Annotated in this window: 8 protein-coding genes and 1 pseudogene; 3 read left to right on the top strand and 6 right to left on the bottom strand. The window is 68.3% G+C overall.

The window, feature by feature from the left end; all coding sequences use genetic code 11:
* Window positions 1-394: 394 nt before the first annotated feature.
* From ACWD5D_RS44535 to ACWD5D_RS44515, 5 genes are all read right to left on the bottom strand, one after another.
* Entirely contained in the window at window positions 395-901 is a 507-nt protein-coding gene (locus ACWD5D_RS44535; protein WP_451378461.1) for a hypothetical protein, read from the bottom strand.
* Window positions 902-1,046: 145 nt separating this feature from the next.
* Window positions 1,047-2,627: a N,N-dimethylformamidase beta subunit family domain-containing protein gene (locus ACWD5D_RS44530; RefSeq protein WP_451378460.1), complete on the bottom strand. Its 1,581-nt coding sequence runs from the start codon at window positions 2,625-2,627 to the stop codon at window positions 1,047-1,049.
* Between the two features lie 424 nt (window positions 2,628-3,051).
* Window positions 3,052-3,606, bottom strand: coding sequence for an isochorismatase family cysteine hydrolase (locus ACWD5D_RS44525; RefSeq protein WP_451378459.1), 555 nt, complete (start codon window positions 3,604-3,606; stop codon window positions 3,052-3,054).
* 14 nt (window positions 3,607-3,620) lie between these two features.
* On the bottom strand, window positions 3,621-5,048 hold the full coding sequence (locus ACWD5D_RS44520; RefSeq protein WP_451378458.1) for an MFS transporter: 1,428 nt from the start codon (window positions 5,046-5,048) through the stop codon (window positions 3,621-3,623).
* 79 nt (window positions 5,049-5,127) lie between these two features.
* Entirely contained in the window at window positions 5,128-5,568 is a 441-nt protein-coding gene (locus tag ACWD5D_RS44515) for a MarR family winged helix-turn-helix transcriptional regulator (protein WP_451378457.1), read from the bottom strand.
* A gap of 136 nt (window positions 5,569-5,704) precedes the next feature.
* Between ACWD5D_RS44515 and ACWD5D_RS44510 the strand changes: the two genes are divergently transcribed.
* Both ACWD5D_RS44510 and ACWD5D_RS44505 read left to right on the top strand, forming a co-directional pair.
* A complete protein-coding gene (locus ACWD5D_RS44510; RefSeq protein ID WP_451378456.1) occupies window positions 5,705-6,199 on the top strand; it encodes a MarR family winged helix-turn-helix transcriptional regulator in 495 nt (164 codons plus the stop codon).
* Window positions 6,196-6,651, top strand: a complete 456-nt coding sequence (locus ACWD5D_RS44505; protein WP_451378455.1) for a MarR family transcriptional regulator — start codon at window positions 6,196-6,198, stop codon at window positions 6,649-6,651. The genes ACWD5D_RS44510 and ACWD5D_RS44505 overlap by 4 nt, the downstream gene beginning before the upstream one ends.
* A 490-nt stretch (window positions 6,652-7,141) precedes the next feature.
* Here ACWD5D_RS44505 and tnpA read toward each other — a convergent pair whose 3' ends face one another.
* Window positions 7,142-7,573, bottom strand: a complete 432-nt coding sequence (tnpA, locus tag ACWD5D_RS44500) for an IS200/IS605 family transposase (protein WP_451378454.1) — start codon at window positions 7,571-7,573, stop codon at window positions 7,142-7,144.
* Between the two features lie 26 nt (window positions 7,574-7,599).
* Here tnpA and ACWD5D_RS44495 point away from each other — a divergent pair.
* Window positions 7,600-8,419, top strand: a pseudogene (locus tag ACWD5D_RS44495) (RNA-guided endonuclease TnpB family protein); the annotation flags it as partial.

The following is an 8,419-nucleotide window of genomic DNA, read 5'->3' as shown; positions in this document are numbered from 1 at the left end:
GCGAGGACACCTCCGGTTCCGGTGGCCTCGTCGTCGGGGTGGGCGTGCACCGCCATGAGCGTCAAGGGCCGGTCAGTCATGAAACAGTCCTCCTGCAGAAAACGTCTTCTCGGTCCGAGCGCACGGCGGGCGTACCGCGATCCCGGGGCCCGGTTCCTGTCGGGGCGGACAGCCTTGTGGTCTCCGTGTTCCCTGCCCGTGCGGCGCCGGTCCCTCTGTCGATGCAACAGTGCCACCCGGACGAGCTGTTCCCGGCGCGCTCGAGCAGCGTCGAACACTGAGGGGGGCCGCCTTGTTGGCCTGAGGCAGAACACTCCAGCTCAAGCTGCCCACACCACACCACACCACACCACACAACACCACACCCACTGCGAACCCCGGTACCGCACCCGGCTCAACTCTGCCGGGCGCGGGCGATGGTGTCGAAGACCCACTTATGGAACACGAGCCGCGGGAAGAACCGGCCTTCGACGTCGAACTTGAGAGAAAAATATGGGTGCATTCTCAAATCCCGGTGCACGATGCGGACGCAGACGAAGGTGTCGGGAACGTGCCAGCCCGATCCGACGGGGCCGATTTGGTAGATCCTCGCGTGAATACGGTTCCCGTGGACCAGGGCGGCACAGCCATGTTCCCGGGCCTTCGATACCGGGACGCTGCCGGCCCAGCGGCTGAACTCGTCGAGATACCCGTGCCCGGACAGCTCCCGCAGGGTGATCTTCTCCAGCCGCACGTCCTCCGGACCGTCGAGGAACACCATGAGCTGCGGCACCCCCCTGCGTCGCCGCCAGTGAGCGGGCAGGCCCTGGACGACACCGTCCAGCACACGCAGGACATCCGCGCGCACCGCGGGATCCAGCGACCGGAGTTCTCTCAGCATGTATTCGCCGTCCTCGTCCACCCCACAAGCGTCCACGAGAAGGACCACCAGCTCAACACTGCGTCGAGCTTCGCCCGCCGGACTGATCAGGGACGGCTGACCCCTCAGGCACACTCAGCCGTCGACTTGAGGGAACGCTGTCGCAGCGGGCTCTTCGGACGCCGGTTCAGACTTCGGCCTTGTTCACCTCCGTCACATTCGGTCGCGGCGCGGGCCGGTGACGGGCCGCCGGGCCTTCGGCGAAGGCGCGCAGCAGGTTCCCTGTCGTACGGGTCACGAAGGCGCGGGTGCGGGCGTCCATGCCGTGGTCACGGCCGCCGTCGGGGGTGCCCGCCATCAGGCCCTCCACCCAGCGCATGGTGCCGGTCGCGAAGACGCCCGCACCACTGCGGAGCGTGTAGTACGCCGAGTCGCTGTAGCTGCGCCGGCCGTTGCACACCAGGGGCGAGTGGGCCGTGATCTCCAGCGGTTCGGGGACGGGCGCGCCAGGGGTGACCCGGTCGTACTCCACGCCGACCAGATGGTCGAAACCGTCGCCGGGGCGTACGCCCGTTCCCTCGTACAGCCAGTGGTCCGCCGCGTGGACGACGTACGGCGCGTCCGTCGGGTAACCCTCGTACAGGACCCCGGTCAGCGAGGACTCCGGGTCGGCCGCCGGAGACTGGCGGAAGTCGGTCGTCACCAGGGCGGGGTGCGTCGTGTAGCAGGGGTCGGCCCGGAAGGACGACTTGTAGCAGACCACCGTGCGGTCGAACCGTGTTCCGTCCTGCTCCAGGCGGACCCGGCGGAAGCAGGTGTTGGCTCCGAGGAAGGCTATGTTGGTGCCGGCATCGCGGGCCTCGGTGACGTGCTGCCGCTGCTCGGGGGTCCAGTACTCGTCGTGGCCGAGGCTGATGACGGCGCTCGCCCCGTGCAGGACCTTCGGGTCGCGGTGCACGTCCATCCCGGTGGTGTAGGCGAGCGGGATGCCGAGCCGTTCGGCCAGGACCACCGCCGCCCGCTCGTACACCATGAACTTCTCCGCGCCGTCCGAGTCGTAGGGCCGGTCGAAGCTGACGGCGAGGGACCGGGCGGCGTACGCGCCGGAGGCACCCTCGTAGAGGCTGAAGCCGCCCCAGCGGTTGTACGCCTGCCAGGTGGCCGGGGCGTGCATCAGCACCGTGCGGCCCGTGCCCTGCGTGGAGCGCACGATCAGTGGGATGTAGCGCTGGTGGCCGTCCTCCGCGTCCAGGCGCAGCAGGTACGCGCCCTCCGGCCACCCCGCCGTGCTGAAACCCGTCGTGCGCGGCCACTCCGCGCGGACCGTGCGGGTGTCGGACAGGAAGCGAGGTCCCGGCTGGACGCGGCCCCGTATCCGCTCGGACGACCACACCAGCCGGGCCTCGGCTCCGCCGTACCAGCCGACGCGGAAGGCCGAGACGCGGAAGGACGGCGCGGTCGTCGAGACGTGCAGACCGATGTCCTCGCCCGGGGTCACGCTCACCCGGTCCGCGTAACCGATGACGGCCGTGTCGGGACCTCGCGACCGGATGCGCCAGCCGGGTGTCCCTGGACGGTTCCGTTCCGCCTCGGGCCGGTGCTCGGCGGCAGCCCGGCCCGGGTCGCGCACGGGAGGGGACGGAGCGCAGGCGGCGACCGAGGCCGAGGCAAGCCCCGCGCTGGCGCACGCTTCCAGGAAGGTCCTGCGTCGGAGCCCGGATATGTGTTCCTTCCCGTGCCGCGGGGTGTCTCGCTGGTCGGGGCCCACATCGCCTCCCGTGCGTCCGGTTCGTGCGGCACCCCCCTCAGGACCAAGGTGGCACGGCAGGGCAGGCCGCGCGCCTTGCCATCGGCCGCCGGACTCATGGGGGCGCAGGCCCGCCCTTGAACTCCGGCGTGAACGAACGGCGAGGCCGAGGCTTCTTCTTCCCCATGCTCTCCATGACGGACATCCTTCCGGGGCAGAACTCCTGATCTCAGATGTCCGTGAAAGCGGATCACGCCCATGCCCCACGCCAAGGGAGTGTGTCGGCGAGCTGGTGCCGCGTCACCCTGCGTTCCCGGGGCGGGCCCGATGAGGCGCAGTTCCAGGTGGTCGAGGGTGGTCCACGCCGCGACGACGGAGGGGAACAGACGCCGACTCCGCCGTCGTAACGTGGAGCACGGGGTCCACGCTACGACGGCGGAGGGGGTCACGCTCCCATGTGGGCGAGGACCTCGGCGGTGGTCCCCGTCTCTCCGAGGCGGGGGAAGATCAACGTGGCCGAGTTCTCGTGCGTAGCGGCGTCGAGGTCGGTCATGGCGTCGAGGGGTAGCGCCACGTGGAAGCCGTACTCGTGGGCCTGTCGGGCGGTGGACTCGACACCGATGGCAGTGGAGAGTCCGCAGACGACGACCTGGGTGACGCCGAGTTCGTGGAGGTGTTCTGCCAGGTCGGTGTTGTGGAACGCGCCCCAGGTGTACTTGGTGACGGTCTTGTCGCCGGGCTGCTGGTCAAGTTCCGGGAGGAGGTCCGTCCAGCCGTCGGGGAGGTCCGAAGCCCCGAAGACGTGCTCGGTGCGGCCCGGGGCACCGCCGGCGACGTTGACGAGTACGACGGGGAGCTTCTTGGCTCGGAATGCGTCGGCGAGCTTGACCGCGTTGGCCAGGACACCGTCGAACGGATGAACCGTCGGCATGTGGGGGGCGGCGGCCTGGAGATCGACGACGATGAGGGCTGTGTTGGGGTCGATCGTGGTGATGGGCATGGTTATCTCCTTGATCAATTGGTGGTGTTGAGCGGTGCGTGCCGAGCGGGCCGCAGGGTGCGATCGGCAAGGGTGAGTGCCGCCAGAACGAGGCTGACGGCCGTCATGATCCAGCCGATCTGGTGGACGCCGTGATTGGTGACGTTGTGATGGAAGACCAAGCCGGTGACAGCGCTGGCGCCGATGGAGCCGACGTACCCGAAGGTGCGCAGCAGCCCGGACGCGGTGCCCAGTTGATCGGCGGGTGCGTGCTGGGTGAGCGAGGTCTGGTTGCCGGCGGTTGAGAAGCCGATGGCGAGACCGAACACGAGGGTCAGGATGACCACGGTGCCGATCCAGACTGTGGAGCCGAGCAGCAGGACGCCGGCCGATCCGAGCAGGCAGGTGGCAGCGGCTGCCATCACCGGTCCACGGACGAGGCTGCGCCGGGAGAGCGGCGTGATGATGAGCCCCGAGACCAGGGTCATGGGCAGGAGGAGCAGTCCGGCGGCGGACTCACTGAAGCCGCGGACGCTTTCGATCCACTGGGTGATGCCATACAGGACGACGTATACACACAACTGGGTCAGGCCGAAGCGCAGGTAAGTGTTGGCGAGTCCGGGGTTGGCGGCCAGGAGCCGCACGTCGAGGAAGGGCGTCCGCGCTCGCAGCTCCCACAGCACCAGCACCGCCCATAGCGCAAGGGACAGCGCGAGGACCCACCAGCGCGCCGTCGGCAGGCCGAACAGGAATATCAGCAGCGTCAGCATGGCTCCGACGAAGCCGAGAATGCCGGGCACGTCGAGCTTCGAGGCGATGTCCCCCGCGCTCATCCGTTCGGCACGTTTTGGGTCGGGTTCGATCCAGGCGACCGCGGCGATGAACGCGATGACGGCGACGGGCACGTTGACGAAGAAGACAGCTCTCCAGGTCAGGGCGTGCACCAGGACACCGCCGAGGGGAAGGCCGAGCGAGGCGGTGGCGATCCCGGCGATCATGAGACCGCCAAGGACGCCGCCCGGCGGCTTGGCCATGCCGGCATCCCGCGCGCGGCGTTGGATGAGCAGCATTGCGGTCGGGTAGGCGCACGAGGTGCCCAGTCCGATCACGACTCGGCTCAGGATCAGCATCCACAGGCTCTGCGCGAAGCCGCCGAAGACGGCGCCGAGGGCGACCATGACGATGCCGGATATGAAGATCCGCCGGGGCCCGAACACCTCGGCGGCCTTGCCCGCGGTGGGCTGGGCGGTCGTGCTCGCCAGGTAAAGGGCGGCCACAAGGGCCGCGGTCTGGCCGATCTGGATGCCCATGTCGTCGGCGATCGGCAGCAGCGCCGTCGCGATGAGTGAGCTGTTGATCGGGTTGAGGGCTGAACCGACGAACAGGGGCGTGGTGAAACGCCAGGAAAACGGGTGGCCACCGTACGCAGGAAAGGTCGCGGAGTGCTCTTCGGTCAATGGCATGCGGCACGTCCTTATGTGCGGCCGAGGCCGCACGCCATCGGCTCCGCACGCTAGGCATGGGGCTGGTTTGGATCAAGGGTCAGAGGTGCTGGGCCAGGCGTTCCAGAAGCGGAGCCGCAGCCGCCAGAGTGGCGACCTCGTCATCGGTGAACGACTCGCCGAGCGCGACAGCCATGCGATCGGATATCGCGTTGCGGCCGGAGTGCAGGGCGTCGCTGCCCGCGTCACTCACCGACAACAGCGATCGCCGCCGGTCGTTGGGGTCTGCGGATCGCGTCACCAGCCCGTGCTTCTCCAGCGACGCAACAGTGGAGCCCATCGCCTGGGGGGTGATCTGCTGCTGCCGGGCGAGATCGGCGACGGTGCTCGGACCGCTGCGATCGATCTGCGCCAGCGCGGACAACTCCGGGGTCGTCAACTGCCCGTCGGCCACGGCCTCGCGGGTGCGTCGCTTGAGCATCCCCAGCGCCACGCGGATCGCGGTGGCGGTGGACCGGTTCAGAGCATTGCGATCGTCCATAATTAGAAGGTTAGCCTTCCAATGACAACATTGCAAGTCCAGCATTCCTAATATGCCGCTGCGCCGAGCCGGGTGCGCCGTCACGGCCACACCGAAATGGTAGCCATGGATATAGTAGCCATGTAATCTATTAGGCATGAGCAAAGGTTCCCCGGGCCCCACGCCCGGCTTCCTGGTGTGGCGCCTCGCTAACAAGTGGCGTGTCGCGGTCGATCGTGCGGTGGCTCCGCTGGGCATCACCCACGCCCAGTACTCGCTGGTCGCGTCACTGCACGGCATGCAGCGCGCCGGCGAGCGGCCCAGTCAGCGCCGACTCGCCGACCACACCGGCCTGGAGGCGCTGTACGTCTCGAAGCTGGCGCGCGCCCTGGAGTCGGCCGGCCTGATCGAGCGAACCCGCGACCCCCGCGACCCCCGCGCCGTACAACTCGCCCTCACCGAGCAAGGCCAGGCCGTCACGCGGCAGGCCATCGCGGTGGTCCAGGAACTGCATCAGCAGTTGCTGGAGCCGCTCGGCGGCCTCGACGCCCCGCGGACGCGTGCGCTCACCGACGAGCTGACGACCCTGCTCGACGCACCTCTCACTCCACCCGTACCGAGCAACAAGAGCACTCAGGGGACAACACCATGACCACCACCGCATCCACCACCGCACCCGTCGCCAACGCCCGCACCCTCGGCCTGGCCCACTACGCCGCCCGCGGCGTCCTGGAGCACGTCCTGGCCCAGCACGGCATTACGTTCCAGCAGCATGTCGTCCTGCGCGCGGCCGTCACCGTCGACGCCCCGCAGACGCCGGACGATCTCGTCACCCAGGTCCAGGGCTCCCTCAAGGCCCATCCGGGCGACATCCGCGCCACCGTCGATGAACTGCTGGCCATGCAGCTGCTCGATGCGGACGGCGCACACCTTCGCCCCACGGACGCGGGGAGCGAGCTGCTTGCAGCCGTCGGCGCGGAGACCGCCCCCATCTCCGCCCGGATCTGGGGCGGGATACCCGCCGCGGACCTGGCCGCCGCCGGCCGCGTCCTCGCCCTGGTCACCGAGCGCGCCAACGCGCAGCTTGCGGCACTGACCGCCTGACCGCCTGACCGAGGACGCCTCCGCCATCAATGACCCAAACGAAACCGCCCAGCTCTCGCCACGACGGTCGGCCACCTCACCAGACCTCACAGGGAGTTGGCCGACGGTCCATCAGATCGAAGCGCGGCCTGCGACTCTTCGTGGGACGGAGGCCCAGGATCAGGCACGGGCCGACCGACGTCGGATGACCAATCGGGACGGAAGCGTTCGACGAAGTCCGTGAAGTCGCTCCGCAGAGACCGGGGGTCGGGCGGCTTGAGCCGGATCTGCTGGCGGCTGTCGGCCCACCAGATCTCGAAATCGGCGATGGCCCCCACCGCCGGCCAGTCATCGCTCTGTTCCGGAAGCAACAGGACGTCGACGAAGCCTCCGACACTGAGGCCGATGTCTACCTTTGATCTTGGCCGGTGCTCCGGCGTTTACGCCGGGGGTGAAGGCCATCTCGGAACTGCTCTGACCCGCGCGTGAGCACGGGTCCGCAGTGTTCAGCTCAGTTCATGGGGCGCTTCTGGTTCTCGATGTACTGCTTCACGTCGGTCAGGGGTGCGCCGCCGCAGCTTCCGGCGAAGTAGGAGCCGGACCAGAAGTGTCCGCCCCACAGGTACCTGCGGATGTGCGCGTCGTACTCCTTGCGCAGGAGGCGGGCGGAGACTCCCTTGAGGGAGTTGACCAGCTTGGAGAGCTGGACCTTCGGCGGGTAGTGCACGAGCAGGTGTACGTGATCCTCTTCGCCGTTGAACTGCTTCAGGTCGGCCTCGAAGTCGGCGCAGACCTCCCGCATGATCTCTTCGCAGCGCGTCAGCATTTCGTCGGTGAACGCCTTCCGCCGGTACTTGGTGACAAACACCAAGTGGACGTGAAGATTGGAGACGACGTGGCGGCCGGTCCTGACATCGGGATTCGGATTCCAGCGTGGCGACATAAACCAAGTGTAGTACAGTGATCACTGTGAGTGAACTCGGCTTGGTGGAGCGGCGGTTCGGGCACCGTGCCCGACTGGCGCTCAGCCCTGCCGAGATCCGGGTCATTGACGACCAGGCACACGCGGCCCGCACTATGTGGACCTGTTTGCACGCCTGGTGGCAGATGATGCCGAAGGACAAGCGGACCCTCGCCGCCTCTGATGCGGCGATACGGCAAGCCCGTAAAGACCTCGACTTCCTCGCCAAGCTGCCCGCGCAGGCATCCCAGGCGGTGCTGAAGGCGTACTTCCGCGCCTGGGTGAACTGCTGGGAAGGCCGGGCGGACGAGCCGAACTTCAAGGCGCGGTTCCGCACGGTGATGTCCGTGGACATCCCGCAGGGCCGTGACCTGAACATCGTCCGCGTCCACCGCCGCTGGGGCATGGTCAACCTGCCGAAGATCGGCCGCGTCCGCTTCCGCTGGACCAAAGACCTCCCCGTGGGCAAGCGAGCAGGCACCGACAACCGGATCACCGGCGCCCGGCTGGTGAAGGATGCGCTCGGCCGGCACATCGCCTTGCGCATCCAGACCCTCGAAGCCAAGCCACAGCCACACCAGGGCCCGGAAGTCGGCATCGACGCCGGAGTGAACATCCCCCTCGCCCTGTCCGACCAGGACCACCAGGACCACGGGCGACCCCCGCGCCTGCCGGACGGCACCGCCGACCGGGACAAGTGGCTCACCCCGAAGGAGAAGGCCAGACTCCTCAAGCTGGAGCGGCAGGCCGCACACCGCAAGAGCTTCCGCAAGAAGGGGGAGAAGACCTCCCGCCGCTTGCAGCACACCTACGACCAGATCAAACAGC

The sequence above is a fragment of the Streptomyces sp. NPDC002520 genome (assembly GCF_053595235.1).
This window is presented reverse-complemented; position numbering and strand designations above follow the sequence as displayed.

Excerpts from the sequence above, each read along its gene's own strand:
- ACWD5D_RS44525 (WP_451378459.1), bottom strand. The coding sequence starts at position 3,606 with ATGCCCATCACCACGATCGACCCCAACACAGCCCTCATCGTCGTCGAT.
- ACWD5D_RS44520 (WP_451378458.1), bottom strand. The coding sequence starts at position 5,048 with ATGCCATTGACCGAAGAGCACTCCGCGACCTTTCCTGCGTACGGTGGC.
- ACWD5D_RS44515 (WP_451378457.1), bottom strand. The coding sequence starts at position 5,568 with ATGGACGATCGCAATGCTCTGAACCGGTCCACCGCCACCGCGATCCGC.
- ACWD5D_RS44510 (WP_451378456.1), top strand. The coding sequence starts at position 5,705 with ATGAGCAAAGGTTCCCCGGGCCCCACGCCCGGCTTCCTGGTGTGGCGC.
- ACWD5D_RS44505 (WP_451378455.1), top strand. The coding sequence starts at position 6,196 with ATGACCACCACCGCATCCACCACCGCACCCGTCGCCAACGCCCGCACC.
- tnpA (WP_451378454.1), bottom strand. The coding sequence starts at position 7,573 with ATGTCGCCACGCTGGAATCCGAATCCCGATGTCAGGACCGGCCGCCAC.